16 protein-coding genes are annotated in these 25,418 nt (G+C 69.6%); 10 read left to right on the top strand and 6 right to left on the bottom strand.

The window, feature by feature from the left end:
* Positions 1 to 177: 177 nt before the first annotated feature.
* The gene (locus C665_RS05590; RefSeq protein ID WP_004302362.1) at positions 178 to 1,119 is read right to left on the bottom strand and encodes a sodium-dependent bicarbonate transport family permease; all 942 of its coding nucleotides are present in this window, start codon (positions 1,117 to 1,119) and stop codon (positions 178 to 180) included.
* Positions 1,120 to 1,308: 189 nt separating this feature from the next.
* On the opposite strand from C665_RS05590, the gene C665_RS05585 reads away from it, so the two are divergent.
* Positions 1,309 to 2,241 carry a LysR family transcriptional regulator gene (locus C665_RS05585; protein WP_004302361.1) on the top strand — a complete coding sequence of 311 codons (933 nt, stop codon included), beginning with the start codon at positions 1,309 to 1,311 and terminating at the stop codon, positions 2,239 to 2,241.
* 42 nt (positions 2,242 to 2,283) lie between these two features.
* Here the strand turns inward: C665_RS05585 and C665_RS05580 are convergent, their stop codons facing one another.
* Both C665_RS05580 and C665_RS05575 read right to left on the bottom strand, forming a co-directional pair.
* A complete protein-coding gene (locus C665_RS05580; RefSeq protein WP_004302360.1) occupies positions 2,284 to 5,835 on the bottom strand; it encodes a WD40 repeat domain-containing protein in 3,552 nt (1,183 codons plus the stop codon).
* Entirely contained in the window at positions 5,832 to 7,376 is a 1,545-nt protein-coding gene (locus C665_RS05575) for an SIR2 family NAD-dependent protein deacylase (protein WP_004302359.1), read from the bottom strand. The genes C665_RS05580 and C665_RS05575 overlap by 4 nt, the downstream gene beginning before the upstream one ends.
* Positions 7,377 to 7,623: 247 nt before the next feature.
* Between C665_RS05575 and C665_RS05570 the strand changes: the two genes are divergently transcribed.
* Entirely contained in the window at positions 7,624 to 9,423 is a 1,800-nt protein-coding gene (locus tag C665_RS05570) for an SLC13 family permease (RefSeq protein WP_004302358.1), read from the top strand.
* A gap of 19 nt (positions 9,424 to 9,442) precedes the next feature.
* Here C665_RS05570 and C665_RS05565 read toward each other — a convergent pair whose 3' ends face one another.
* Positions 9,443 to 12,562: a transglycosylase domain-containing protein gene (locus C665_RS05565; protein ID WP_004302357.1), complete on the bottom strand. Its 3,120-nt coding sequence runs from the start codon at positions 12,560 to 12,562 to the stop codon at positions 9,443 to 9,445.
* Between the two features lie 272 nt (positions 12,563 to 12,834).
* Positions 12,835 to 13,581: a bifunctional NADP-dependent 3-hydroxy acid dehydrogenase/3-hydroxypropionate dehydrogenase YdfG gene (gene ydfG / locus C665_RS05560; protein WP_004302354.1), complete on the bottom strand. Its 747-nt coding sequence runs from the start codon at positions 13,579 to 13,581 to the stop codon at positions 12,835 to 12,837.
* Positions 13,582 to 13,828: 247 nt separating this feature from the next.
* Here ydfG and C665_RS05555 point away from each other — a divergent pair, with 247 nt between their 5' ends.
* The 8 genes from C665_RS05555 to C665_RS05520 all read left to right on the top strand — a co-directional run bounded on the left by C665_RS05555 (position 13,829) and on the right by C665_RS05520 (position 22,296).
* Positions 13,829 to 14,836: a sulfate ABC transporter substrate-binding protein gene (locus C665_RS05555; RefSeq protein ID WP_004302351.1), complete on the top strand. Its 1,008-nt coding sequence runs from the start codon at positions 13,829 to 13,831 to the stop codon at positions 14,834 to 14,836.
* 15 nt (positions 14,837 to 14,851) lie between these two features.
* Positions 14,852 to 15,067 (top strand): TOBE domain-containing protein, encoded by a 216-nt coding sequence (locus tag C665_RS05550; protein WP_004302349.1) that lies wholly within the window; start codon positions 14,852 to 14,854, stop codon positions 15,065 to 15,067.
* A gap of 7 nt (positions 15,068 to 15,074) precedes the next feature.
* Entirely contained in the window at positions 15,075 to 15,767 is a 693-nt protein-coding gene (locus C665_RS05545) for an RBBP9/YdeN family alpha/beta hydrolase (protein WP_004302346.1), read from the top strand.
* A gap of 88 nt (positions 15,768 to 15,855) precedes the next feature.
* Positions 15,856 to 16,956, top strand: a complete 1,101-nt coding sequence (locus tag C665_RS05540) for a sigma-54 interaction domain-containing protein (protein ID WP_040828640.1) — start codon at positions 15,856 to 15,858, stop codon at positions 16,954 to 16,956.
* Positions 16,957 to 17,046: 90 nt separating this feature from the next.
* Complete coding sequence (locus tag C665_RS05535) at positions 17,047 to 18,255, top strand: acyl-CoA dehydrogenase family protein (protein ID WP_004302342.1); 1,209 nt, start codon at positions 17,047 to 17,049, stop codon at positions 18,253 to 18,255.
* Positions 18,256 to 18,275: 20 nt separating this feature from the next.
* Positions 18,276 to 19,553, top strand: coding sequence for an acyl-CoA dehydrogenase family protein (locus C665_RS05530; RefSeq protein WP_004302340.1), 1,278 nt, complete (start codon positions 18,276 to 18,278; stop codon positions 19,551 to 19,553).
* Positions 19,554 to 19,609: 56 nt separating this feature from the next.
* On the top strand, positions 19,610 to 20,995 hold the full coding sequence (locus C665_RS05525) for an LLM class flavin-dependent oxidoreductase (protein WP_004302338.1): 1,386 nt from the start codon (positions 19,610 to 19,612) through the stop codon (positions 20,993 to 20,995).
* Positions 20,992 to 22,296: an acyl-CoA dehydrogenase family protein gene (locus tag C665_RS05520; RefSeq protein ID WP_004302336.1), complete on the top strand. Its 1,305-nt coding sequence runs from the start codon at positions 20,992 to 20,994 to the stop codon at positions 22,294 to 22,296. Before C665_RS05525 ends, C665_RS05520 begins: the two co-directional genes overlap by 4 nt.
* A 50-nt stretch (positions 22,297 to 22,346) precedes the next feature.
* Here the strand turns inward: C665_RS05520 and C665_RS05515 are convergent, their stop codons facing one another.
* Positions 22,347 to 25,373: a type I restriction endonuclease subunit R gene (locus C665_RS05515; protein WP_004302335.1), complete on the bottom strand. Its 3,027-nt coding sequence runs from the start codon at positions 25,371 to 25,373 to the stop codon at positions 22,347 to 22,349.
* Positions 25,374 to 25,418: the final 45 nt, after the last annotated feature.

Genomic DNA, 25,418 nt, shown 5'->3' with positions numbered 1-25,418 from the left:
CGAGGCGGGCGCGTCCGCCCGAACGCCGCCGGCCTCGGCGCGCGATGGCCGCCGCGGCCGGCGACCTCGAAGCTGCGGACCCCGAGGCGGAAGGCCGTACGGCCTCCCGCAGCGAAGCGGAGTCCGTGTCCGTGACGGAGGCCGCCTTGCCGCCGCCTCCCCACCCCGGCGCCCTCCTCAGGCCCCGGCCATCGCCTGCGCCCACCACAGGTACAGCGGGATCCCGAGCAGCAGGTTGAACGGGAAGGTCACCGCCAACGCCGCCGCCACCCCCAGCGCCGGGTTGGCCTCGGGCACCGCGATCCGCATCGCGGTCGGCGCGGCGATGTAGGAGGCGCTGCCCGCCAGCGTCATCATCAGCACCGTGCCGCCCACGCCCAGGCCCATCGCCTGCGCCACGCCCCAGCCGGCCAGCGCCAGCAGCGGCGGCAGGGCGAGCGCGCAGCCGACGAGGAACAGCCCCGCCTTCTTCAGGTCGGGCAGGCGGTCGGCGGCGATCAGCCCCATCTCGAGCAGGAACAGGCACAGCGCGCCCTTGAACAGATCGACGAAGAGCGGCGACAGCGGCTCCAGGCCCTGCGGCCCGGCGATCCAGCCGATCAGGATGCCGCCGCCGAGCAGCACCACGCTCTTGTTGGCGAAGACCTCGTGCACCAGCGCGCCGGCGGTCGAGCTGCCATCGGCTGACTTCACCCCCCAGCGCGCGATCAGCGTGGCGACGATCAGCGCCGGCGCCTCCATCAGGGCGGCGAGCAGGGCCAGGTGGCCTTCCACCTCGATGCCGCGTCCGGCCAGCACCGCCGCGCCCACCGCGAAGGTCACGATGCTGACCGAGCCGTAGTGCGCCGACAGCGAAGCTGCGTCCGGGCGCGAGAAGCGCAGGCGGAAGAGCGGGAAGACCAGCAGCGGGATCAGCGCGCCGAGGCCGATCGCCAGCAACGCATCGACCCACAGCGTGGCGCTCTCCGAGCGCGCGATCTCCACCCCGCCCTTGAGACCGATCGCCAGCAGCAGGTAGATCGACAGGGTCTCGAAGACGGCGGCGGGCAGGCGCAGGCCGGAGCGGGCGAGCGAGGCCACCGCGCCGAGGGCGAAGAAGAAGGGAACGGCATCGACCATGTGTTGTTTTCCTCGATGAACGGAGCGCGCGGGCGCGGAACCGGGGGAGCACCGCGCCGGTTCTCCGGGGGCGCGGCTGCGTCAGTGCGAGGCGAATTTTGCCGCGGCGCACACATCGAGAAAAATGATTTATTCTTCAACTTACCATAGATTTTTCTCTATCACTCGAATGACGCTCGTCCATCGCCGATGCGCCTGACCTTCCACCAGCTCCGCCTGCTGCTCGCGGTGTCGCGCGAGGGCAGCGTGTCGCGCGCCGCCCAGCGCCTGCACCTGACCCAGCCCACGCTGTCGGCGCAGCTGCGCCAGCTCGCCGAGCAGGTCGGCCTGCCACTGTTCGAGCGCGTCGGCCGCCGCCTGCACCTGACCGCGGCCGGGCGCGTGGTGCTCGACACCGCGAACCGGGTCGAGCAGGAGCTGGAGCGCCTCGACGAGACCCTCGCCGAGCTGCGCGGCGATGTGGTGGGGCGGCTGCGGCTGGCGGTGGTCAGCACCGCGGAGACCTTCATCCCGCGCCTGCTCGGCGATTTCCGCCGCGAGCGCCCGGCGGTGGAGGTGTCGCTGGCGGTGCTCAACCGCGACGCGGTGATCCGACGCCTGGCCGACAACCTCGACGACCTCTACATCATGAGCCGGCCGCCGCAGGCGCCGCCGGTGGTGGCCACGCCCTTCCTGTCGAATCCGCTCGTGGTGGTGGCCTCCACCGCGCATCCGCTCGCGGGATGCCGCAGAAAGCTGGAGATCGAGGCGATCGCCGCCGAGGAGTTCGTGCTGCGCGAGCCCGGCTCCGGCACCCGCCAGGCGGCCGAGCAGTTCTTCGCCGCCCACGGCCTCGCCCTGCGCCCGCGCCTGGAACTCGGCAGCAACGAAGCGGTGAAGCAGGCGGTGGCGGGCGGGCTGGGGCTGTCGCTGCTGTCCGCCCACGCGCTCGCACATGCGGTGGACGAAGGCATCGCGGTGCTGCGCGTGGAAGGCACCCCGCTCCCGACCCAGTGGCAGGTGGTGTATCCGGCCGGCAAGCGCCTCACTCCGCTCGCCGGCGCCTTCCTCGAGTTCCTGCGCGAACGTGCCGCCGAGCTCGAGCACAGCGCACAGGCGCGCCTGGACGCGGCGCGGCGCTAGGCTGGCGCAAGGCGCGCCCCTTGGACCGCCACGCGCCGACCACTAGCGCTCGGCCGCCGTCGCCTTCTGCAGGCGCCGCGCGGCCTCGTACACCGCCTCGAAGGCGAGCGGGGAGACATGGAAGGTCTTGTCGTTGCTGGCCGTGGCCAGCAGCGTCCCGTCCGGGCTGAAGGCGACGCCGCGGACCTCGTTCTTGTGCACCGTGATGGTCTTGACGAGCGTTCCCGCGGGCATCTCGAACAGGCGCACGCCGGCGTCGCTGCAGCCCACCGCCAGCCAGCGGCCGTCCGGGCTGTAGGCGAGCGCCGCGCAGTGGCGCGCGCCCTCGATGAGCGGCAGGCGCACGGGCGGGTGGACCTCCGGCTCCTTGAAGGCAGCGACCGGCCAGACCCGCACACGTCGCTGCACCACCGCAGCGACGTATTCTCCATCCGGACTGAAGGCGAGGCCGGCGATGCGGATACCGAGCTTGCGCTCGTCATCCGGCAAGCCGACCGTGCCGAGATCGGTCCCGGACAGATCCCACAGCTTCAGCTTGCCGTCGAAGCCGCTGGTCGCCCAGCGCTCGCCCCCGGGATGAAAGGCCACGCCCGACACCTGGATCGTCGCCCCGCCATGCAGCACGGAGACCGGGCTTCCCTCCCCCGCAAGCGGATAGAGCCGTGCATGGCCGTCGGCCCCGGCACTCGCCAGCAGGCGGCCGTCCGGACTGAAGGCCACCCCCCTGAGCTGATCCTTGTGCCGATGCTCGGGAGGCACGCTCGGCAGCGTGACCGCCTCGCCGCTCGCGACGTCCCAGAGGCGCAGCTGGTTGTCCAGCCCGGCGGTCGCGAGCCGCGCCCCGGAAGGGTCGAAGGCCACGCGATGCACCTGATCGGCATGACCGCGCAGGGTATGGCGCAGTCGCGGGGTACCGTCCGCGAAGTCCCAGATGCGGGCGGTGCGGTCGCTGCTGCCGGTGGCCAGGGTACGACCATCCGGGCTGAAGGCGATGCTGGTGACCGTGTTGGCGTGCCCCTCGATGTTCCAGAACTTGACCGTGCCGTCACGGCTCGCCGTCGCCACGTGACGCCCGTCGGGGCTGAAGCGGGCCGCCTCCACGTAGGAGAGGTGCCCCGTCAGCGTAAGCAGGTTCTCGCCCGTATGCCGGCTCCAGACCCTTGCCGTCCCGTCGCCGCCCGCGCTGGCGATCAGGGCCCCGTCCGCACTCACCTCCACATTGCGGATGCGGTCGCCGTGACCGGCCAGCGTCCGCCCATTCCACGCGAGCACCTCACCCCGGTGCGTGCCGCCCGCCGCTTCGCGCAGCAGCACATCGAACCCTTTCCCCGCGGGCTCCCATACCCGCAGCCAGCCATCACGGCTGGCGGTGACCAGCGCGCTGCCATCGGGCGCGAACGCGATCGCGTCACTCGGCTCCTCGAGCGGCAGGGAGAGGATCTCGCGCCGGCGCTCGAGCCCCCACAGGGCGATCGCGCTTCGCTCGGCCTTGCCGCGCTCGACCGCAGCGGTGGCGACGCAGCAGCCATCCGGGCTGAACGCCAGCCCCATGATCCATGCCCCCTCCGCATCCAGGGTGAGCAGCGGCTCCGGCACGTCCGCGTCGACGTCCCAGATGCGGATCACGCGCGCCTTCTGCGCGCCATCCCCGGCGGTCGCGAGGCGCCGGCCGTCGGCGCTGGTATCGAAGGCAGAGTAGATGTTCCCGCCATGCTCGAAACTGCGCAGCGGAGCCGTCGGCTGCGCGAGGGACCACAGGTAGGCCAGGCCTCCGGACACCGTGATGACGCGCTCGCCATCGGGCAGGAAGCGGCCCCGCCGCACCCAGGCGTCGTGCGCGAAGGTGACGACGGGCTCGGCGGGACGGCCGCTGCGGATATCCCACACCCGCGCGGTCTGATCCTGGCCGGCAGTGAGCAGCCGGCCGCCATCGGGACTGAAAGCCACATCGGAGAGCGCCCTGCCGCTCACCGGCAGGGTCCACACCAGGCGCGAGGCCTGGATCGCCTGGCGCAAGGCGTCTTCGGCGGCAGCGGTCGGGGTCAGGTGCAGGCGGGCCGCGCGAGCGACCGACATCCAGGACGGGACCGTCGCCTCCACCGCCTCCAGCGCCAGGCTCAGCGCACTTCCGGGATCGATAGGCGCGTTCGAGATCGACTGCGCCGCCTTCTCGTTGGCCGCCGAACGCATTCCCTCCCAGGACGCATAGAGCCATCCCGCACCGGCGACGCAACTCATCATGCCCAGGCCCACGAGCCACCTGTGCAAGGCGCGCCGGGCCGCGCGTTCGCGCGCGATCTGCGCCTCCTCCTCGCGCCGTGCGGCCTTCTCGCGAGCCACCCGGAGCGCTTCCTCGCGCTGCCGATCGGCCTCGAAGCGCTGGCGCCAGTCGAGGATGGCGGGCGCGAGGACGTCGTGGTAGATCTCGTAGCGCATCACCTCCGGGTTGTCGGGGACGGACACGGTGCGCAGGATGCGGTTGCGCGCGTCGCTCAAGGACTGCAGCACCGCGGGGACGTGGGGCGCGAGATCCCCCGCCCAGCTGATCAGGTCCGCGGCGCCGCAGGCGATCTTGCTGCCGCTCGGGGTGACCAGCCGATCGAAGAAGCTGGCGCACACTGCCTGGCTCGTCGCATCGAGGCGGGCCATCGCGACGTCGAGGTGGGTGCGAACGATCTCGTCGGCACCCTTCAACCGGTCGAGCGTCTCCCGCCGCAACCGGTCCGAGCCTTGCGCGCGCTCCTCCTCCCACAGTCGCACCATGACCAGCTGCAGGAAGGGCGCCTCGATGCAGCCCTCGTCGTGGCGCAGCCCCCCGCTGCCCCCGGGGCGTCCGGCCGAGACCTGGCCGATGCGGACCTGGCGGAGCAGCTCGTCGACCAGTTCATCGTCGATGCCGACCGGCGGCACGCCCACCGCCTGCAGCGCGTTCCACACCTCCAACGGCTTGCGGATCGCGTCGCCGGCCGCCTCCGGCTCCAGATGGTTGAGTCGCAGGCGGTTGCTCAGCAGGTTGTGGATGCGCTCCTGGAAGCGGTCCAGCCGCGACAGGCTGTCGTCGCGCAGCGCGACCAGGAAACCGACATCCACGTCCTCGCGGTTCACCGCACGCGCGAACTGGGCCTCGAACGCGCCGGCCGCCTCGCTGTCCTTGGCGTGATAGAGGAAGTATTCCTCGAACTGGTCGAAGATCACCAGGATCGTGCCATGCGCAGCTTCAGCGCAGGCGCGCAGCACCTCTTCGAGGGGCAGGGTCTCCGCCGGCCTGGGCTGGTCCACCTGCATGGCCCAGACGGTTTCGATGCAGGCGCGCGTCAGCGCGAGCTGGAAGTCGCGATCCACCCAGTTGCGGAACACCACCACCGGGGTCCGCGGCCGCTCGCGATGCAGCTGCGGCACGACGCCGGCCATCAGGACCGAGCTCTTGCCCACCCCGCTCGATCCATAAAGGATCGTCAGCGGGGACGAGAGCAGGTTGGCGATGATCACCCGCTGGTCGCGCTCGCGCCCGAAGAAGAAGGCCCGGTCGGCCTCCTCGAAGGGCTGCAGGCCGACGTAGGGGCAACGCTGCTCGATGCGGACCTCGGCGTTCATGGCGACATCCTCGCGCGCAGCAAACGGACGAACTCGTCCAGGTTCACCTCGTAGGGATACACCCCGCGCCGCTGCCAGAACTTGAGCTCGAGCTCGGAGAAGCGATCGTCGATCGCCCACGACTGGATCTCGTCGTCGCCGGCGACGAGGCGCTTGGCGAAGAAGCGGTTGAGGCTCTGCAGGATCGTGCGGAAGCTCCAGTCGCGCAGACTGTAGCCGAGGAACAGCAGATTGCGGTCCTGACAGTGCGACGCGAACAGGGCCGGAATCGCCGACCTGCTGGCGATGCGCGCAAGCAGTTCGACATAGTCCGACTCGGTGATCACGAAGGTGTCGAGGTCGGACGTCTGGGGAACGATGGAGCCGTGCATCTTGAAGATCACCGTCTTCTTCTCGAGCTCGATGGAAAGTTCGTTCGGCGCCACCGTCTCCGGCTTCAGGGCGCCGTGCGGCCACCACAGGACGGCGTTGCCGAGCTCCTTGAGTTCGGAGTACACGACCAGGTCGTAGGGTTTCTGCGCGTTGCGGAAGACCTGCTCGATCAGGGTGTCGTAGTTGGTCGTGATGATCAGCAGCGGCTTCTCGAGACTGGCGAGCAACGAGTAGAGCGGCGGCACGGCGAGCTTGTCCGGCGCGGCCGGCGCGAGCAGCGAACGCAGTCGCTCGCGCAGGGCATCACGGGTCTTGAAGGCCTCGTAGTAGGACGCCACCTCCGCCAGCTGGTCGCGTTCGGCCTGCGACGGGAACCCCGCCTCGTCGGCCAGGCACGCCGACAGCTCGTTGCCGCTGGGGAGAAAGCGCGGTGCATCGGGGTCCCAGGGCTCGTCGCCGGGGCGCCCCGAGCGGCAGATGCCGGGACCGATGATCGGCACCGCAGAACCGCTGGCGAGCGCCTTCGCAATCCGTCCATACGGCGGCGGCGCGTTGACGCGTACGGTCTGCCCGTTGGCCTGCTCGCTGTCGAGTCGGCGCTGGATGAAGGCGCGCAGATCCACGCGCAGGCGGTCGCGGAACTCCTGCGGCGTGTCGTACTCGGCGAAGCCGCCGGCAAGCGAACCATCCGCGTTGCGGAAGCGCTTGAAGAAGTCGTTCGCCCTGCGGTACTGGGCGAGGCGCTCGTCGTAGTCCGCATCGAGCGGGTCGCCGAGCTCGGGCGGGCTGCGCCGGCGATACACGAGGATGTGGGGCTGCGGCTTCGCGGCGATGGCATCCTCGTATTCCCATTCGGTGCCCGAGAGATAGCGGCTGCCGTCGGGGCGGGTGCAGCTCGCCGGCAGCGGCGTCCCCAGCCGCGACCACAACACGACGATCACGCAGTCGCACGCCGAAGGCCGCGGCAGCCCGCGATTGACCGCTTCCTGCGGCGTCAGTGTCGCCGGCATCGCCACCGGTGCCGCAGGGTCGTCCCAGCGCACCGCCTCGCAACCGACCCGGCCGCGCATGAAGGGATCCTTCGGCAGCTCCTGCTCGATGACCTGCTGGGCGAATGTGCGCTCGTCGGCGACATCGCCCGGGGACGACAGGAAGAAACGGAGACGCATGACTTTCCCCTCGTAGGCGGCTTCGCGGGACCCGCATGACAAATATAGGCCGACAACGGCGAGATCGAACCCCCTGCGCCACTGCAGGCATCCGCTGCCGGGCTGCGGCGCCGAGGTGGATCGCCGCGCACCGCCCGACTTCAGCCACCGCTCGAATGAACCGAGAGGAATAAGCTATGGAATATCAAGTCTTTTGAATGCATAAACGCGGCAGCTAAGCTCCATTCCCCCGCCCATTCGTGCCGCCATGCCGCTACCCGAGCTCCACGCCCCCCTCTTCGTCGGCCTCGTCCTCGTCGTCCTCTTCGTCGCCTTCGTGCGCGAGTGGGTGAAGCCCGACGTGGCGGTCATGGTCGCCGTGGGCGTGCTGCTCGTGGCGGGCATGCTGAACACCAAGGAGGTGCTCGGTGTGTTCGGCAACAGCGCCCCGATCACCATCGCCTGCCTGTTCATCATCAGCGCGGCGCTGTCGCGCACCGGCTGCGTGGACCAGCTCGGCGAGTGGCTCGCCGCCGCGGCCGGCGCGGGCGAGCGCCGCCTGCTGCTGGCGCTGATCGCCGCCTGCCTGCTGGTGTCGCCCTTCATCAACAACACCCCGGTGGTGATGGTGATGATCCCGGCGGTGATCGCGGTGGCGGCCCGCCAGGGCCTCGCCCCCTCGCGCCTGCTCATCCCGCTCTCCTACGCCACCATCCTCGGCGGGCTGATCACCATGGTCGGCACCTCGACCAACATCCTGGTCGACGGCGTCGCGCGCGAGCAGGGCCTGGCGCCCTTCTCGATGTTCGAGATCAGCCTGCCGGCGATCCTCATGGCGCTGGTGGGCAGCGCCTTCATGCTGGTGTTCGCGCCCCGCCTGCTGCCGGTGCGCGAGACCCTGAGCCAGCAGTTCGGCGCCGGCGAGCGCTGGTTCATGACCGAGCTCTTCGTGCCCGAGGGCTCGCACCTGGCCGGCAGGACGCTGCGCGAGGCGCGTCTGTCGAACGGCATCATCCAGGTGCTCAACCTGGTGCGCGGCGACATCGAGCTCGCCGACCCGGCCCCGGACACCCGGCTGGAGGTCGGCGACCGCGTGGTCGTGCACAGCCGCAGCGACGCGATGATGGCGCTGCGCAGCAGCGACGGCGTCGGCCTGCAGGCGCCGGCGGGCGCCGAGGCCCACGACATCGAGACCCTGCGCCGGCGCGACCTGGTGATGGTGGAGGCGATCGTCGGCCAGACCTCGCGCTACATCCTGCGCCCGATCCGCGATCTCGACCTGCTCGCGCGCTACGGCATCCACCTCGTCGCGGTGCATCGGCGCGACGCCTCATTCGCGCAGATCGGCGAGGACTTCCAGCTGCTGGGCGGCGACGTGCTGCTGGTGGAGGGCACGCCGGCGCAGATCCAGCGCTTCTGCGACAACGGCGACCTGTTCGCGATCACCGAGGGCCGCCAGATGACCAGCCGCCGCCACAAGGCGCCGGTCGCGCTCGCCACCATCGTCGGCGTGATGCTGCTCGCCGCGCTGAACGTGATGCCGATCGAGGGCCTGGCGCTGATCGGCGCGGCGATCGTGATCGCCACCGGCTGCATCACCAGCGACGAGGCCTACAAGTCGATCGAGTGGCCGATCCTGGTGCTGATCTTCGGCATGCTCGCGATCAGCATCGCGATGCGCAACTCCGGCCTCGACCAGCTGCTCGCCGCCCAGCTCGCCGCGCTCGGCGAGGGCATGTCGCCGTGGCTGATGTTGTCGCTGGTGATCCTGATCACCTCGGTGGCCACCGAGGTGCTGAGCAACAACGCGATCGCGGTGCTGTTCACCCCGGTCGTGATCGGGCTCGCCCAGCAGATGGGGGTGGATCCGCGCCCCTTCGTGGTCGGCGTGATGTTCGCCGCAAGCTGCAGCTTCGCCACCCCGATCGGCTACCAGACCAACACCTTGGTCTATAGCGCGGGCAACTACCGCTTCGCCGACTTCGCCCGCCTCGGCGTGCCCATGAACGTCCTCACCTGGCTGCTGTGCAGCGCGCTGATCCCGCTGTTCTGGCCCTTCCACCCGTAAGCCGGACCACCCGGTCCGCTCACTCGACCACCACCCCGGTGATCCTGCCCTCCCCCACCCGGCTCGATGGGACCTCGCCTTCGGGGACACCGCCTTCCTCGCCCGCCCCCACCGCCGCAGGTGCGCCCGACAGCGGCGGCGGCAGGCAGGCGTCTGCGCGCGCCAACTCCAGGTGCGGGATCAGCAAGGGCCCCATCGACTTCAGGATCTGCACCGGCAGGCCGGAGGTGAAGCGGTAGCTCGCCGCCTCGGGGCCGATCACGTAGGCGGTCAGCGTGCCGAAGTGGCGCGGGCCGAGGTAGAACACGAAGGTGGCGGTGCGGTTGAGCGCAAGACCGGCGCGTCCGCGCACCACGATGCGGTTGTCGCCGGTGCCGGTCTTGCCACCGAGCGCCAGTTCGCTGCCGTCGGCCAGCTTGAAAGCGCCCGCCAGACGGCGCGCGGTGCCGCCCTCGACCACGTCCGACAGCGCCCCGCGCAGCGCGCGCGCGACCTCCGGCGCCATCACCGGGTCGCCTTCCACCGGGCGGATGGCGAAGGCGGACTCGTAGGGCGTGGCGCGCGCGAAGCGCACCGTGTCGATGCGCTGCACGGGCAGGCGCTGGCCGTCGTTGACGATGATGCCCATCAGCTCGGCGAGCGCCGCCGGACGATCGCCCGAGCTGCCAAGCGCGGTGGCGAGCGAAGGCACGAGGTGGCCGAAGGGATAGCCCAGGCGCGCCCAGCGGCGGTGGATCTCGAGGAAGGCCTCGACCTCGAGCAGGGTGAAGATGCGCGAGTCCTGCGCGCCCTTGGCGCGGGTGCGGAACAGCCAGCGATACACCTGCTGGCGCTCGTCCGCGCTCGCCGCCACCGCCTCGGCCAGCGTGGCCTCGGGGTGCTGCAGGCGGAAGGCGACCAGCCACAGCTCGAGCGGATGCACGCGTGCCACGTAGCCACGGTCGGGCAGGTCGAAGGCTTCCGGGGCGTTGCGCGCATAGAGCTGGGCGAGGCGTGCGGCGGCGGGGGGCTCGCCGAGGCGGCGGGCGAGGAAATCGGCGAGCGCGTGCGGCGGGGCCTCGGGCTCCAGGTAGCGGAACACCGCGGCGAGGCGGTCCGCGCCCGGGCGCAGGCCGTCGAGCAGGGTGGAACGGATCTCCTCCGCCGTGCTGTCCTGGTACTTGCGCCAGAAGCGGCGCAGGAAGAGCTGGCCCTCGCGGTCGGCGAAGCGGACCAGATACTCGACGCGGCGCGGGTCCTCGTTGTCCTCGAGCAGGCGCGCGGTGCTGCCCGGCACCTGGTACATGGTGTGACGCACGAGCTCGCGCATCAGGCGCACGAAGGGCAGGTTGATCGAGGCCTGCAGGGCCTCGCGCAGGGTGGGATTGCGCGCGTTGTCGCTGGCGTTGAAGTTGCCGAAGGTGTGGCGGCCTCCGCCGGTGAAGAAGCCTTCGCCCGGGCTGGCCGAGAAGCGGCGTTCGAGCGCGGCCTCGAGCATCGCCGGCAGGCTGCGGTCCGGCGCGCTGGCGAGGTGGTCGATCGCCCAGCGCGTCAGACGGTCCTGCGCGTCGACCTCGACGCGGCGCAGCGCCGGAGGATCCAGCGCCGCGAGCCGGCCGTGGAGTTCGGCGACCAGCTCGAGATAGGTCGCCAGCACGCGCAGCTTGGCGGTGGAGCCGAGCTCGAGCTTGCTGCCCTCGTTGATGTCGAGCGGCTGGTCGGTGGTGTCGGTCTGCACGCGCACGCGGTTGCCGCCCGCGGTGCGCTCGACCAGCGTGAAGCTGTAGCGCACCGCGCCGAGGGTGGCCGGCTGCAGCATGCGCTCGCCGATCAGGCCCTGGCTGCGCGCGAAATCCGGGTCGGCGAGGCGCCCGAGGTAGTCCCCCACGGCCTGCTGCAGGCCGCCGTGCAGGGTGGTGCCGAGCTCGGCGTCGAGGCGGTCGAGGCTGTACAGCGAGGTGTCGAGCAGACCGGCGAGGCGGGCGCGCACCGCGGTCGTGCCCTTGCCTGGCGTGGCCGGAACCCAGGCCGGATCGGCGACGAGGTCGCGGAAGGCGAGCGGCCGGGCGAGCGCGGCGTCGCGCAGCACGGCGCCGATCAGCCCGGCCTCGGCGAACAGGCGCAGGTAGGCGTCGGTGGTGCGCGCCAGCTCCTCGCGCCCGCCGGCGAGATACCACGAGGGCCGACGGTGCGCGATCATCAGCGCGACCACCTGGCGCAGCGCTCGACCCTGGGCGATGCGCTCCTCCCCCTCGCCCACCGGCGCCGCCAGCAAGGCATTCACGCGCGCGAACTCGGCGCCGAACCACACCCACAGCCCGTCGCCCAGTCCGTTGACCTCGCCGTGACCGGGCGCGGCCGAGAGCGGCACGGTGTTCAGGTAGTCGAGCACCAGCCGCCGGCGTAGCGGCAGCGTCTGCTCGCCCTCGCGATAGGCACGGACCGAGGCGGACACCATCTGGCGCAGCTTCTCGCGCGCATCCTGGGTGATGCCGCCAGGCGAGTGGCGGTACTTCTCGATCTGGGTGGCGAGCGTGCTGCCGCCGGGCGCGTCGAGGTCGGCATCGACCATGCGTCCGAGCTGGCCGAGCGCCGCGCGCGCGAAGCGTGCCCAGTCCACCGCGGGATTGAGCGTCGGCCGCGATTCGTCGAGGAGGTCGCGGTTCTCGATGAAGAGCAGGGCCTGGGCGACGATCGCCGGCACGTCCTCGAAGCGCTCGTATCCGCGCCAGGGATAGCGGAAGCCGTACAGCGGCTCGCCGCGACAGTCGAAGACGTCCAGGCCCGCGCGCGTCTTCTCGGCGTAGGGCGGGAACAGGCCGCGCTCGACGTGGGCGAGCAGCGCATCGTCGAAGCGCACCTGCTCGACGAGTGCGAAGCCGCGCGCCTGCAGGCGCTCGGAAAAGCGCGCCAGCTCGGTGTAGCCGAGGCGCTGGTCGAAGGGGCCGTGGGCAGGAAAGCGGATCGCCGCGCTCGGCCCCGCCAGCAGGGCGTAGTCGAGGCGCGCGGCGTAACGCGCGAGCGCGCGCGCCTGCAGGCGCGAGGTACCGGCCTCGTGCCACAGCAGCAGGCCGCCCGCCACGCTCGCCACCAGCAGCGCCACGCAGATGGCAACGCCCAGCACGCGCCAGGGGCGCGGGCGGCGCCCGACGGAAGGCACTGCGGGCTCCGGAGCGGAAGGCGGAAGATCTGGAGTCACGGTCGGGCGGATCGATGATGCATTGCGGAAATTATGCGCATCCTGCTGCAAGAAAATGACACTGTTACAAACTCGCCACAGGCACGGAGTCGTCCGCAGGCCGCCCGCCTCGCCCCCCCGGGCAGGCGCATGCGGCCATCGTCGCAAGCGAACCCGACGTGGCGCCAGCGCGAGGGAGCGGCGACGGCGCCCTGCCCGCTCCGCTGCGGATGTGGTCGCACGCCGGCCAGGGCTCAGCCGCGATGCACCGACAAGCCGGCGAAGGACTGCGCCACCGGCATCAGCTCGATGGTGTTGATATTGACGTGCGCCGGCCGGGTGGCGATCCAGTACACCGAGTCGGCGATGTCCTCGGCGGTCAGCGGCTGCACGTCGGCATACACCTTGGCCGCCTTGTCGTCGTCGCCGTGGAAGCGCACGTTGGAGAACTCGGTACCGCCGCACAGCCCGGGCTCGATGTCGGTGACGCGCAGCGCGGTGCCGAGCAGGTCGGCGCGCAGGTTGAGGCTGAACTGGCGCACGAAGGCCTTGGTGGCGCCATAGACGTTGCCGCCAGCATAGGGCCAGCGTCCGGCCACCGAGCCGAGGTTGAAGATGTGGCCGCGGTTGCGCGCCACCATGCCGGGCAGGAAGGCGCGGGTGACCTGCACCAGGCCGGTGCAGTTGGTGTCGATCATGGTGTGCCAGTCTTCCAGCGAGGCTTTGTGCGCAGGTTCGAGGCCGAGCGCGAGGCCGGCGTTGTTGACCAGCACGTCCACCTCGGCGAAGCCGTCGGGCAGCACGCCCGGCACCGCGGCGACCGCATCGGCGTCGCGCACGTCGAGCTCGAGCGCCAGCAGCGCGTCGCCGAGTTCGGCGGCGAGCGCATCCAGGCGGTCCTTGCGGCGTGCGGTGGCGACGACGCGGTGGCCGCCCTTGACGAAGCTGCGCGCGATGGCGGCGCCGAAGCCGGCGGAGGCGCCGGTGACGAAGACGATCATTTGTGGAATTCCCCATGCGAAGGCGTGACAGGCCGCGCCGCGGTCGCGGGGCGGGCGAAAGAACGCGAGATGTTAGCGAACCCGGTCGTGGATTCCAAAGACGGGCCGCGCGCACAGGGTGCTCGTCGTGCGCGGGGTCGTCGCCTCCCGGCCGCCGAGCGAATAAGCAATCCGTTTTTTCTTGGTTCGGGTGAAGGCGCACGAAGGCTAAATTTTCGCCATCGCACTCACCCATCCGGAGAAAGAAATGAAGCTCGGCCCCCTTCGCAGCACCCTGCTCACCCTGGCGCTCGCCACCGGCCTCGCCGGCGTCGCCCACGCGCAGACCACCCTGCTCAACGTCTCCTACGACCCCACACGCGAGCTCTACCAGGACTTCAACCCCGAGTTCGCCAAGCACTGGAAAGCCCGCACCGGCGAGACCGTCACCATCAAGCAGTCCCACGGCGGCGCCGGGAAGCAGGCGCGCGCGGTGATCGACGGCCTCGAAGCCGACGTTGTCACGCTGGCCCTGGCCTACGACATCGACGCCATCGCCGAGCAGACGGGCAAGATCCCCGCCGACTGGCAGAAACGCCTGGCCAACAACAGCTCGCCCTACACATCGACCATCGTCTTCCTGGTACGCAAGGGCAACCCCAAGGGCATCAAGGACTGGGGCGACCTGGTCAAGCCGGGCGTCGAGGTCGTCACCCCCAACCCCAAGACCTCCGGCGGCGCGCGCTGGAACTACCTCGCCGCCTGGGCCTACGCGCTCAAGCAGCCGGGCGGCAACGAACAGACCGCGCAGGTCTTCGTCACCGAACTGATCAAGCACGTGCCGGTGCTGGATTCGGGCGCCCGCGGCGCCACCAACACCTTCGTCCAGCGCGGCATCGGCGACGTGCTGCTGGCGTGGGAGAACGAGGCCTTCCTGTCGATCAACGAACTCGGTCCGGACAAGTTCGAGATCGTCGTGCCCTCGATCTCGATCCGCGCCGAACCGCCGGTCACCGTCGTCGATGGCGTGGCGAAAAAGCGCGGCACCGAGAAGCTCGCCCAGGCCTACCTCGAGTACCTGTACTCGCCGGTCGGGCAGAAGCTCGCCGCCAAGCACTACTACCGCCCGGTCAGGCCCGAACACGCCGACCCGGCCGACGTCGCCCGCTTCCCGAAAGTCGAGCTGATCACCATCGAGGACCTCGGCGGCTGGCAGGCGGCGCAGAAGAAGCACTTTGCCGACGGCGGGGTGTTCGACCAGATCTACGCCAAGTAAGCGAGGAGCACTGCGATGGCAATCCAGGCAATCAACGTCCGCAACCAGTTTCGCGGCCGGGTGAAGGAAATCATCCGTGGCGAGGTGGTCAGCGAAGTCGATGTGGAAACTTCCTCGGGCATCGTCACCTCGGTGATCACCACGCGCTCGGTCGACGAGCTCGGGCTCAAGCCCGGCTCCGAGGTCGTCGCGCTGGTGAAGTCCACCGAAGTGTCGATCGCCACGCTGTGAGGCCGTCATGCGCCAGACGGTGCTGATCGTCCCCGGCTACCGCGGCAGCGGCCCCGGGCACTGGCAGAGCTGGCTCGAGGGCGAACTGCCCGAGGCCCGGCGCGTCGGCGGCATCGACTGGGACACCCCGCTGCTCGCGCGCTGGGCAGGCGAGGTACGGCGCGAGATCGACGCCTCGGCCGGTGCGGTGTGGATCGTTGCGCACAGCTTCGGCTGCCTCGCCAGCGTGGTGGCCGCGGTGGATCGGCCGCAGAAGGTTGCAGGCCTGCTGCTGGTGGCGCCCGCCGATCCGGAGCGCTTCGAACTCCTCGGCGTGCGCGAGGACCCACAGCGCAGCGCCGGGGTCGGCCGCTTCCTGCCGCAATCCGGCCTCCCCTGTCCCAGCTTCATGGTCGTCAGCCGCAGCGACCCGTGGCTGAGCCAGGACGTGGCGCATGAATGGGCCGAGCGCTGGGGAAGCAGGCTGATCGATGCGGGCGATGCAGGACACATCAATGTCGAGTCCGGTCACGGGCCCTGGCCGCTCGCTCCGAGCCTGTTGCAGCAACTCCGCGACAGCGCGGGCGACCTCCCGCTCGGGATGATCACGCCGGACCAGCGAGCGCCGCTGCGCGGACGCAGCGGCGCGCTCGCGCGGCTGCGGCACCAGACGCGACGCTTCCTGAGCCTGCGCAGAACGACCATGCCGAGCACGCCCTGACCGCTGCGCTTTCCCCACTGCAACACGAGCGCCGCTCTTGATCCGCTGCCAGGAGTTCCGCGGCCTCGCCCCCGCACAGGAGTGCAACATGCCCGAATCGAACACCGCCAAGCTGCTGACCTTGCCCAACGCCGGGCAAGGCGCGCTCTCCATCCGCGCCAAGGCGTTGATCTTCCATGACGCCAAATCGCTGCGCCTGCTGCGCCAGGTCGAGCTCATCGCGCCGACCGAAGCCAACGTGCTGATCATCGGCGAGACCGGCACCGGCAAGGAGCTGGTGGCGCGCCACATCCACGCGCAGAGCGGACGCAGCGGCCCCTTCGTGGCGGTCAATTGCGGCGCGTTCAGCGACAACCTGGTCGAGGCCGAGCTGTTCGGCCACGAGGCCGGCGCCTTCACCGGCGCCCAGCAGGCGCGCGCCGGCTGGTTCGAGGCGGCCAACGGCGGCACGCTGTTCCTCGACGAGGTCGGCGACCTGCCGCTGGCGATGCAGGTCAAGCTGCTGCGCGTGCTGCAGGAGCGCCAGGTGGTGCGGCTGGGCTCGCGCAAGCCGATCCCGGTGGATGTGCGCCTGGTTGCCGCGACCAACGTCAATCTGGAGAAAGCGGTGCAGGCCGGGCATTTCCGGCTCGACCTCTACTACCGCCTCAACGTCGCGCCGGTGGAACTCCCGCCGCTGCGCGAACGCCCGGGCGACATCCTGCCGCTGGTCGAGTACTTCATCGACTTCTACCGCCAGCGCCTCGACATCCCGACGCCGCGCCTGAGCCAGGAAGCTGCCGCGGAACTGGTGGCCTACCACTGGCCGGGCAACATCCGCGAACTGGAGAACGTCGTCCACTTCGCGCTGATCGTGTGCCAGAACGGCGTCGTCAATCCCGGCGACCTGCGCCTGCCCGGCTTCGCGCTGTCGCCTCCCGGTGCGACGCCCGATCCCGGCGGCAGCCACGCAGACGGCTTCGCCACCGTGCGCGCGGGCCTGCGCCGGCTGCTGGATGAAGACACGCCCGAGGTCTACGAGCGCATCGAACAACTGCTATTCACGACCGCCTTCGAGTACTGCCGCGAGAACCAGGTCCGCACCGCGAAGCAGCTCGGCATCTCGCGCAACATCCTGCGCACCCAGCTCAAGCGCTTCGGCCTCATCGGCGACAGCCCCGCCGACGCCCTGGCCACAGTCGAGGCCTGAGCGGCTCCCCCGGCAACTCCTTTCGCCCCTCCTCCTTCTCCCCCACTTCGCGCCAACCGCGCCGGCACGCTGGCAAAGGAACCATCCCCCATGAGTCTGAGCGACGCCCATACCCTCGAACCGAATACCGTAAGCGCGGAATCCCCCGCCGCCATCGCCGCACGCCTGGCCGCACGCTTCGCCGAAACCGCCGCCGCGCGCGACCTCGCCGGGGGCACGCCGAAGGCCGAGCGCGACCTGCTGCGCGCGAGCGGCCTCCTGAAGCTGAGCATTCCACGCGAATACGGCGGCCTCGGCGCGAGCTGGGCCGAAACGCTGTCCGTCGTACGCCAGCTGGCACGGGCAGACAGCTCGGTGGCGCATGTGTTCGCCTTCCATCACCTGCAACTGGCCTCGGTACGCCTGTTCGGCAGCCCGGAGCAATGGCAGGCGTGGCTGCGCGACACGGCAACACGAGGCTGGTTCTGGGGCAACGCGCTCAACCCGCTCGACAAGCGCACCGTCGCCACCCGCGTGGATGGCGGGCGCGAGTTTTCGGGGCGCAAGAGCTTCTGCTCCGGCGCGCTCGACTCCGACATGCTGCTGGCCTCGGCGGTCGAGGACAGCGCCGAGGGCAAGCTCATCATCGCCGCCCTGCCCACCCGCCGCGCCGGCATCACCCTGCTGGGGGACTGGGACAACATGGGGCAGCGCCAGACCGACAGCGGCAGTGCGCTGTTCGAGCGCGTCGCGGTGGCCGAGGACGAGATCCTGTCCCGGCCCGGGCCGCTGTCCTCGCCCCACGCCTGCCTGCGCCCGCTGCTCGCGCAGCTCATCTTCGTGAACATCTTCCTCGGCATTGCCGAAGGCGCACTCGCCGAAGCGCGCCACTACACCCGCAACGAGGCACGCCTGTGGTCGGCCTCGCCCGCCGCCCACGTCAGCGAAGACCCCTATGTGCTCGCCCACTACGGCGAGTTCTGGGTCGCGCTCGAATCGACCCGCGCGCTCGCCGACCGCGCCGCTGCGCGTTTCGACGCCGCCTGGGACACAGGGCTCGCGCTCAGCACGGAAGGCCGCGGCGAGGTCGCGCTCGCCGTCGCCACCGCCAAGGTCGCCGCCACCCGCGGCGGGCTCGACCTCACCAGCCGCATCTTCGAAGTCACCGGCGCGCGCTCCACCACCGCCGCGCTGCGCCTCGACCGCTTCTGGCGCAACCTGCGCGTGCATACCCTGCACGACCCGGTGGATTACAAGGTGCGCGAACTCGGCGACTGGGCGCTCAACGGCCGCTACCCGAAGCCTTCCTTCTATTCCTGAGCAGCCGCGGAGCAAGACCCATGCCCATCGAAGATCCGACCCTGCGCAACGCGCGCGAGGCCGAACTCGCCACCTACGCCAATGACATCGCCGCCGCAATCCGGCCGACGGCAGCGCGCTACGACCGAACGGGCGAATTCCCGTTCGAGCACTTCGAGATCCTGAGGCACAAGGGCGCGCTCGGCCTCACCGTCCCCGAGGAATACGGCGGCCGGGGGCTGTCGCTGTACGAGACGCTGCTGGTGCAGGAGCGCATCGCCGGCGCCAGCGGCGCGACCGCGCTCGCGCTCGGCTGGCACCTGATGACCTTCTTCGGCCTCAGCACCACGCGCGCCTGGGACGAGGCCGTGTTCGAGCGTGTGTGCCGCGATGCGGTCGAGCGCGGCGAGCTGATCAATGTCTTCGCCACCGAACGCGATGCCGGCAACGTCGTGCGCGGCTTCAAGCCCACCACCGTCGCCCGCCGCCACGGCGACGGCTACCTCATCTCGGGGCGCAAGGCCTTCTCCACGCTGGCGCCCGCAGTGAACCACTTCACCGTGCTAGCCCATATCGAGGACGACGACCAGACGGCCGAGTTCCTGGTGCGCAAGTCCGCGCGCGTGCGCATCGTCGAAACCTGGGATTCGCTGGGCATGCGCAGCACCGGCAGTCACGACGTCGAGCTCGACGCCGTGGAGGTGCCCGCGGACGCCCTGCTGGTCCGCCTCGAGAAGGGCAAGCCGAGCCGCTTCATGGCCTGCAGCGGCGCCTACTCGCTGCAGTTGCCGGCGATCTATCTCGGTATCGCGGTAGCCGCGCGCGACTTCATCCTCGACTTCGCCGACAGCCGCTTCGCGCCCAGCCTCGGCGGCGTGATCCTGGACGCGCCGCAGGTGCAGCACAAGATCGGCGAGATCGAGATCCTGATCGGCGTGTCGAAATCGCTGCTGTACGGCCTGGCCGAGCGCTGGGACCGCCACGACGACCTCAAGGACAAGCTCGGCAGCGAGGTCGCGATCACCAAGTACGCGGTGACCAACAACGCCATCCGCATCGTTGAACTCGCGATGCAGATCGCCGGCGGCCACGCGCTGTCGCGCGACCTGCCGCTGGAGCGCTACTTCCGCGACGTGCAATGCGGCCTCTACAACCCGCCGCACAACGACATGGTCATCGATCGCGTCGCCAGGGAGGCGATCGCGCGCCAGCGCGCAGACCGCAACCCGAGCGCCGTCATCCCGATCACGCCCACACCGCAAGGCCCAGACCGGACCGCCCACACAGCCACGACACGCAGCAGCGAAGCCATCGCTTGAACGACGCCCGCCCGTTGCCGCATCTCCGCCCTCCATTCCTCGGAACAGGACACCCCATGCCCGCCCTCGCCTTCAACGCCTTCGTCATGAACACCGCCTCCCACATCCAGCACGGACAGTGGCGGCACCCCGATGCCCGACAGGTCGATTTCAACGACGTCGATCTGTGGGTCGACCTCGCGCGCACGCTCGAGCGCGGCCTGTTCGACGCCATCTTCTTCGCCGACGTGGTCGGCCTCTATGGTCCGCTCGGCGGCGACTACGAGGTCAATGCCCGGGAGGGGCTGCAGATCCCGAGCAACGACCCGTCGGTGCTGCTGTCGGCCCTGGCGGTGAACACCGAGCACCTCGGGCTCGCCTTCACCAGTTCGGTGCTGCAGGCCCACCCCTTCGACTTCGCGCGCAAGGTGTCGACGCTGGATCACATCTCGCGCGGACGGGTGGCGTGGAACATCGTCACCACCCACCTGGAGAACGCCGCGCGCAACTTCGGCCAGGACCAGCTCACCCCGCACGACGAGCGCTACGCCTGGGCGGCGGAATACGTCGATGTCGTCTACAAGCTGTGGGAAGGCTCGTGGGACGAGGGCGCGCTGCTGATCGACCGCGCGCGCGGCGTGTTCGCAGACCACAACAAGATCCACAAGATCCACCACGTCGGCCCACGTTACCGGGTGGAAGGGCCGCACCTGAGCGCGCCCTCGCCGCAGCGCACGCCGCTGCTGTTCCAGGCCGGCTCATCGGGCGCCGGACGCCAGTTTGCCGCGGCCAATGCCGAAGGCCAGTTCATCGTCACCCCCAATCCCACGGTGGCTGCGGAGCTGATCCGCGACACCCGCCGCCTCGCGGTGGCCACCGGCCGCCGCGCCGAAGACATCAAGTTCTTCCAGGGCCTGAGCTTCATCATCGGCAGCACCGAGGCCGAAGTGCGGCACAAGGAAGCGGAATACGACTCATACGCCAGCGTCGACGGCTTCCTCGCCCACCACAACTACGCGGTCGACCGCTACGGCAGGCCCTACCCGGCCGACACCCCGCTGGCGGCGATCCAGTCCGAGGCCAGCCAGAGCATCCTCGACTGGTACGCGAAGAGCTCGCCGGGCACCGAACCGACCGTGGCCGACCTCGGCCGCCTGGCCTCGCGCCGCGGCCGTGTCGCCGGCACGCCGGAGCAGATCGCCGACCAGCTCGAGCTGTGGCAGCAGGCCGGCGTCGACGGCATCAACGTCATCAACTGGCACCTGCCCGGCTCCTACGAGGAGTTCAACGAACACCTGCTGCCGGTGCTGCAGCAGCGCGGCCTGGCCAAGCGCGAGTACCGCCCCGGCACCCTGCGCCAGAAGCTGTTCGGCAGCGACCGCATCAACGAGCGCCATCCGGCCGCCCGCTATCGCGGCGCCTTCACCCCCAAGACCGAAACCCGCAATGTGGAGTTCGCATGAACGCACGACAGTCCGGCCTGCCCCATCCCTTCATCAGAACGAAGCCCGGCGCTGAAGCGGTGGCCTCTCCGACATCCGCCGCGCCCGCACCGGCGTTCGAGACCCTGGCCGCGCGCTTCCGCCCCATCTTCGCCCGCATCGCCGAACGCGCCGCCGAGCGCGAGCACGACCGCGAGCTGCCTTTCGACGCCGTCGGCTGGCTGCGCGAGGCCCGCTTCGGCGCCCTGCGCGTACCGGTGGAACACGGCGGTTTCGGCGCCTCGGTCGAGCAGTTCTTCGCGCTGCTGATCGAGCTTGCCGAAGCCGACTCGAACCTGCCCAACATCCTCCGCGCCCATTTCGGCCAGATCGAGCGCCTCTACGCCGAGATCGACCCCGCCCTCCATGCCCCCTGGCTGGAGCGCGCCGCCGCCGGCGAGATCTTCGGCAACGCCACCACCGAAATCGGCGACGGCGCGCTCGGCCAGCCGGCGACGCGGATCACGAAGCAGGAAGGCGTGCTGCGCCTGAACGGCACCAAGTACTACAGCAGCGGCTCGCTGTACGCCGACTGGATCGCGGTGAGCGCGCAACTGCAGGAGGAGGGCGTGGCGGGCGGCGCCGAGCAGCCCGTCATCGCTCTGGTGCGGGCGGACGCCCCCGGCGTGGAGCGCATCGACGACTGGAAGGGCTTTGGCCAGCGCCTGACCGGCTCGGGCACCACCCGCCTCACCGACGTCGAGGTCGACCCCGCCTCGATCTGGCCTTGCGCGCGCAGCGGGCCGACGTCGATGACCGCCCTCTTCCAGCTCGTGCACCTTGCCACGCTGACCGGCATCGCCCGTGCCATCGAGCGCGATGCCTGCGCCTACGTGCGTCCGCGCAAGCGCGTGTTCAGCCACGGCAGTGGCGCCATCCCGCGCGAAGACCCGCTCATCCAGCAGGTCGTCGGCCAGCTCGCCAGCACCGCCTTCATCGCCGAGGCCGCCGTGCGCGCCGTGGCAGACAGGCTCGGCGACATCGACCGCCTGCGCCGGCGTGGCGAAGCCGTCCCCGAAAGCCTGCTGGTGGACGTCGAACTTGCCGCGGCAAAGGCCCAGGTCGGCCTGGTCGACGCCGTGCTGACCTCGACCACGCGACTGTTCGACGTCGGCGGCGCCTCGGCCGTGCAGGAAAACCGGCGGCTGGACCGCCACTGGCGCAACGCGCGCACGCTGGCCTCGCACAACCCGGTGATCTTCAAGGCGCGGGTAGTGGGCGACCACGCGATCAACGGCACCGCGCCCGGGTTTTACTGGACGGTGGGTGCGGCGACGGGGTGAGGCGAAGGCCCGAGATGTCGTCGTGGGTTTGTTGCGCAATCCGGGCGGCGTCAGCTGACCCGCCTTCTTGCCGCAGACAGCCGATCGTAGACCTGGCCTCCCAGCCATTTCGACACCAGCGCCTGCATCTCCGGCTTGGCCATGTAATCTGTGAACAGCTCCTCGTTCAACTCCATGCGCTCGATGAACAGCGACTCCAGCACCTGCCTGAACACGAGCTGGAACTTGTCGAGGGAATTGACCTCGGCCGCCCTCTGCAACGACTCGTTCAAGCTCGCCGCCTCAGCGATCTGGTCGAAGAACAACTGGTCCGCTTCGTTGAGCTCGCCGCCGAAGCGCTGGTTGATGATGTCGATCAGGCGGGAGAGCGAAACATGCTCCTCGCGCACCATGCCCGAGCCCACCTCGCGCGGGCCGTCCAGCGGTTTGGCATAACCCTCGTCGAGGCTGATCGAGCCTTCGCTGATCTTCTGCAGGCGGTAGTAGTCGAGCTCGACCTCTTCGTCGAACTGGTAGCCGGGCCCGCTCTTGCGCTTGGGCAGCTTCAGCGCGAGGTGGCGCAGGTAGGTGAACAGCTTTTCCAGATCGCTGTCCTGATACGGAATCACCTGGCTCAGAAAGCCGTACAGATTGCGGAAGGCCTGCAGCTTGCCGCGCCACAGTTCGGCTTCCTCCTCCTCCGTGTTCTGCAACTGCACGAAGCGCGCGACCGCCTGGTCGAGGATCGCGTTCATCGCCTTGTGGTCGCCGGGGCTCTGGCGGCGCTTGGGCGCGAAGAACACCCGCGAAAAATCGCTCACTTCGGTCTGACGGTAGATGCCCGAGGCATCGAGCTCGGCCTTGACCGCGTAGAGCTTGTCGGGATCGACCTCCTCGCCCATCACCGCGCCTTCGTAGTACTGGCGGAAGGCCTCCTGGATCTCGCCCGGCTCATTGACGAAGTCGAGCACGAAGGTGTCGTCCTTGAGGGGATGGGTGCGGTTCAGGCGCGACAGCGTCTGCACCGCCTGAATGCCCGCCAGGCGCTTGTCCACATACATCGTGTGCAGCAGCGGCTGATCGAAGCCGGTCTGGTATTTCTCGGCCACCAGCAACACGCGGAAATCCGGCTTGGCGAAGGTTTCCGGCAAGGCCTTTTCCTTGAGGCCGCCGTTCATCTCCACCTCGGTATAGGTCTTCTCGGCAATCCTGTCGTCCTCAACGCTGCCCGAGAACGCGACCAGGCTCTTGATCGGGTAGCCCTTTTCCTGGATGTAGCGATCGAATTCCTGCTTGTAGCGCACCGCCTCCAGCCGCGAGCCGGTCACCACCATCGCCTTCGCGTGGCCGCCGATCTTGTGCCGAGTGAAGTGCTGGAAGTGTTCGACCATCACCTCGGTCTTTTGGCCGATGTTGTGCGGGTGCAGGCGCATGAAGCGGGCCAGCGCCTTGGCCGCCTTCTTGCGTTCGACGTTGGGGTCGTCCTCGGCCTTCTTGATCAGCTTGTAATAGGTCTTGTAGGTGACGTAGCTCTTCAGCACGTCCTCGATGAAGCCTTCCTCGATGGCCTGGCGCATGGTGTAGCGGTGGAAGGGCTCGCCCTTGCGGCCGAAGATCGCCAGCGTCTTATGCTTGGGCGTGGCGGTGAAGGCGAAGAAGCTCATGTTCGGCTGCTGACCGCGCTTGGCCATGGAACGGAACAGGCGCTCGAGCTCGAGCTCGCCTTCGTCCTCCGCCATCTCCTGCGCCTTGCGGCGCAACTCGGCGCCACCCAGCACGCCCTTCAACTCCGTCGCCGTCTCACCCGACTGCGAGCTGTGCGCCTCGTCGATGATTACCGCGTACCTGCGCGTGGGCAGATGGCTCTTGCTGCCCTCGCCACGTTCCTCGGCAAGCTTCATCAACTGCCCGGATACGAAGGGAAACTTCTGCAGCGTGGTGATGATGATCGGCACGCCCGCTTCCAGCGCCTCGGCGAGCTGGCGCGAATCCTCGTCGATCTTCTGCACCACGCCCTGGCGGTGGTCGAACTGGTAGATGGTGTTCTGCAACTGGCGGTCCAGCACCACGCGGTCGGTGATGACCACCACGCTGTCGAACAGCCGCTGGTCGCGTTCGTCGTGCAGGCTGGACAGGCGATGCGCCAGCCAGGCAATGGTGTTGCTCTTGCCGCTGCCGGCCGAATGCTCGACCAGATAGTTATGGCCCACACCCTCGCTGGCGGCCGCCGCCACCATCTGGCGCACCGCCTGCAACTGGTGGTAGCGCGGAAAGATCAGGCTTTCCTTGCGCAGCTTCTTGCCGTCGTCGGTGGTCTTCTCTTCGACATCGAGATGCAGGAAGCGCGCGAGCAGGTCGAGCAGGCTATCGCGCTGCAGCACCTCTTCCCACACGTAGGCCGTCTTGTAGTTGCGCCCCTCAGGGTGGGGCGGGTTGCCGGCGCCGCCGTCCGCGCCGCGGTTGAAGGGCAGAAAGTAGGTCGATGAACCGGCCAGGCGCGTGGCCATGTGCGCCTCCTCGGTATCCACCGCGAAATGCACCAGCGCACGCCTGGAGAACACGAAGATCGGCTCGCGCGGGTCGCGATCGTGGCGGTACTGGTGGATGGCGTTGGCGGCGGTCTGGCCGCTGAGCGGGTTCTTCAGTTCCAGCGTCACCAGCGGGATGCCGTTCACCGACAGCACCACATCCAGCGACTTTTCCGACTTCGGGCTGAAGTGCAGTTGGCGGGTGAGCCCCAGCCGGTTGGCCCGGTAGCGCGCCTCGAGTTCCGGGTTCAGGCCGTGTGCCGGGCGGAAGAAGGCGATGCGCAAGGTCTTGCCGAAACACTTGAAGCCGTGGCGCAGCGTGGCCAGCGCACCATGAACGTCCAGCCACTTGCTCAGCGATTCCAGCACCCGCGCGCCGGTGTGCTCGCCGTGCAGTGCCTCCAGCCTGTCCCACACCTTGCCCTGGGTGGCGCGGATGAAGGCCAGCGCCTCGCCGGGAAAGAGCGCGCGTTCGCGGTCGAAGGACTGGCTGTCCACCCGCGTGTAGCCGTCGGCGAGCAGGACCGACTCGATGGCGGTCTCGAAAGCGGCTTCGCTGGTGGTCTTCATCGATCGTTTCCTTTATCAGTGCGGGATATTGGTTAAATTTTTAGC

This window comes from Thauera aminoaromatica S2, from assembly GCF_000310185.1.
GTDB lineage: Bacteria > Pseudomonadota > Gammaproteobacteria > Burkholderiales > Rhodocyclaceae > Thauera > Thauera aminoaromatica.
The sequence above is the reverse complement of the archived record's forward strand: the minus strand, read 5'-3'. Positions and strand labels throughout refer to the sequence as shown.

Excerpts from the sequence above, each read along its gene's own strand:
- C665_RS05590 (WP_004302362.1), bottom strand. The coding sequence starts at position 1,119 with ATGGTCGATGCCGTTCCCTTCTTCTTCGCCCTCGGCGCGGTGGCCTCG.
- C665_RS05585 (WP_004302361.1), top strand. The coding sequence starts at position 1,309 with ATGCGCCTGACCTTCCACCAGCTCCGCCTGCTGCTCGCGGTGTCGCGC.
- C665_RS05580 (WP_004302360.1), bottom strand. The coding sequence starts at position 5,835 with ATGAACGCCGAGGTCCGCATCGAGCAGCGTTGCCCCTACGTCGGCCTG.
- C665_RS05575 (WP_004302359.1), bottom strand. The coding sequence starts at position 7,376 with ATGCGTCTCCGTTTCTTCCTGTCGTCCCCGGGCGATGTCGCCGACGAG.
- C665_RS05570 (WP_004302358.1), top strand. The coding sequence starts at position 7,624 with ATGCCGCTACCCGAGCTCCACGCCCCCCTCTTCGTCGGCCTCGTCCTC.
- ydfG (WP_004302354.1), bottom strand. The coding sequence starts at position 13,581 with ATGATCGTCTTCGTCACCGGCGCCTCCGCCGGCTTCGGCGCCGCCATC.
- C665_RS05555 (WP_004302351.1), top strand. The coding sequence starts at position 13,829 with ATGAAGCTCGGCCCCCTTCGCAGCACCCTGCTCACCCTGGCGCTCGCC.
- C665_RS05550 (WP_004302349.1), top strand. The coding sequence starts at position 14,852 with ATGGCAATCCAGGCAATCAACGTCCGCAACCAGTTTCGCGGCCGGGTG.
- C665_RS05545 (WP_004302346.1), top strand. The coding sequence starts at position 15,075 with ATGCGCCAGACGGTGCTGATCGTCCCCGGCTACCGCGGCAGCGGCCCC.
- C665_RS05540 (WP_040828640.1), top strand. The coding sequence starts at position 15,856 with ATGCCCGAATCGAACACCGCCAAGCTGCTGACCTTGCCCAACGCCGGG.
- C665_RS05535 (WP_004302342.1), top strand. The coding sequence starts at position 17,047 with ATGAGTCTGAGCGACGCCCATACCCTCGAACCGAATACCGTAAGCGCG.
- C665_RS05530 (WP_004302340.1), top strand. The coding sequence starts at position 18,276 with ATGCCCATCGAAGATCCGACCCTGCGCAACGCGCGCGAGGCCGAACTC.
- C665_RS05525 (WP_004302338.1), top strand. The coding sequence starts at position 19,610 with ATGCCCGCCCTCGCCTTCAACGCCTTCGTCATGAACACCGCCTCCCAC.
- C665_RS05520 (WP_004302336.1), top strand. The coding sequence starts at position 20,992 with ATGAACGCACGACAGTCCGGCCTGCCCCATCCCTTCATCAGAACGAAG.
- C665_RS05515 (WP_004302335.1), bottom strand. The coding sequence starts at position 25,373 with ATGAAGACCACCAGCGAAGCCGCTTTCGAGACCGCCATCGAGTCGGTC.